At 75.2% G+C, this 1,873-nt stretch carries 1 pseudogene; it reads right to left on the bottom strand.

The features are described 5' to 3' along the window. Positions 1-1,831, bottom strand: a pseudogene (locus ABZ371_RS32205) (hypothetical protein); the annotation flags it as partial. Positions 1,832-1,873: the final 42 nt, after the last annotated feature.

Genomic DNA, 1,873 nt, shown 5'->3' with positions numbered 1-1,873 from the left:
CGTGGCGGTCCGAGCCGTGCGCCGCCGGCACGGCGAGGTCCACCCGCCCCACGGTCTCGGTGCCGCGGGTGAAGAGCGGACGCTCCTCGACCTTGCTGACGAAGACGCCGGCGCCGAGCAGGCCGACCGACAGCAGCCTGGCCCAGCCGCGCGGCCGGCGGTGCCCCTCGAAGGCGGCGCCCAACTCGACCCGGTAGCTGTAGAGGTCGGCGCCGTTCTGGAACGTCAGGTGGTCGTGGACGACCGTGACCGTGTTGCGTGTGGCCTTCTGGTAGGTGCGGGCGTAGCGGGCACCTACCGAGACGTTGCCGGTCCGGCGGGGCAGGTTCGCGCCGGGCACCTTGTCGTGGTCGCGGGGCGAGACGCCGACCTCGGCGCCGGCGGAGTAGGTGCTCGACTCCTGCTGCGCCTGGCCGGAGACCTCGTTGCCGATCACCGCGTTGCGCAGTGACCGCTCGCTCATGGTGGTCTCGAAGCGGCGGTCGGCCAGCCGTGCCCGCAGGATCAGTGTGTGGTGGCCCCGGCGCACCGTGCCGTCCTCGGTGAGCGTGACCGGCACCCCCGTCGTGGTCAGTTCGTCCAGACTCTGCGCCAGGGTGGGACGGTTGAGCGCCTCACGCACCTGCCGGTCGTTGTGCAGCGCGGTCCGCAACCGCCCGTCGCCGTACCGGAAGCGGGCCAGGCGGGGGTGTCGCAGCATCAGCGGCGGCACGAACATGGCGGGGTACGAGCGGTGCAGGGTGTCCAGGACGGCGTCCGTGAACGCCCGCATGGGGTCCTGGGCCGGGGCGGTCCCGGCCTGTGCGGCCGGTGCCTGGCCGGGCGTGGTGGGCGCCTGCTGTCGGGTCGCGGGCCCGGGCGTCCCCCCGGGGGCGGGCGGTGGTGCCTGCTGCGCGGCCGTAGGCGGCTGCGTCGTGGCGCGGGCCTCCGGGCGGAAGCCCTCCGCGCGGACCTGGCCGCCCAGGTGCACCGGGTCCTCGCGGGTGAGGTACCACGGAACCGGCGGCTCGGCGTCCGGGTCCGGTCCCGTGCGGCCGGGCGTACGGCTGTCCCAGCCCGCGAGCCGGCGGGCGTCCTGGGTGGCGATCCAGTCCAGGCTGACCACGCGGACCGGCCGTGCCGCGGAGGACGGTTCGCCGGCCTTGCGCACCATCAGGGTGCGCTCCACCTGGTAGAGGGCCATGGGATGGTTGCGCACCCGGCCGGTGACCTTGCGGGCCGCGTCGGTGCCCAGGTAGTGCCCGCGCCCCGCGGCGAGGTCCGTGCGGACCAGCGGGCCGCCCTGGAGGCGTACGTCGGTCTCCGGCCCGGGGAGGGTGTAGTTCGGCCCCGCGGTGACCTGGAACCCGAACCGCGTGTCGCGGACGTGACCGCGCTGGTTCTGGTACGTGGTCTGGGTGAGGTCGCGCACCTCCGCCTTGACGGATTCGGTGACCAGGACGGCCCGGTGCGGCAGCGACCGCTCCACGACCAGGTGCCCCAGCGGGTGCTGGCCGCTGCCCCGGGTCACTCCAGGTCCGCTGACCGGTCCGGTGAGCCGCCCGAACAGCCCGAGGAGCCTGCCCGGGCGCACGAAGGAGACCAGGGTTCGGTGGGCCGAACTACCGGGCCGGACGCCGGACATGGCCAGTGCCATGTCCTCCGGCGGGGTCGTCAGGTACAACCCGGTGGAGTCGGTCATCCGGGGCTCCGCCCCGTCCGGGAAGGTCAGGACCTCCGGGGCACGGCGGGGCCCCGTGAACGGCACGGTGAGGTCGTCCGGCAGCCGCCAGCTCAACCCGTCCCGCATACCGAACTCCGCGGTGTGCACCTGGACGCGCCGCCACCTCGGCCCCGGGCCGGGCGCGCCGGCGGGGCCGGCCGCCGGGGCGGT

The sequence above is a fragment of the Streptomyces sp. NPDC005899 genome, from assembly GCF_040629645.1.
Taxonomy (GTDB): Bacteria; Actinomycetota; Actinomycetes; order Streptomycetales; family Streptomycetaceae; genus Streptomyces.
The sequence above is the reverse complement of the archived record's forward strand: the minus strand, read 5'-3'. Positions and strand labels throughout refer to the sequence as shown.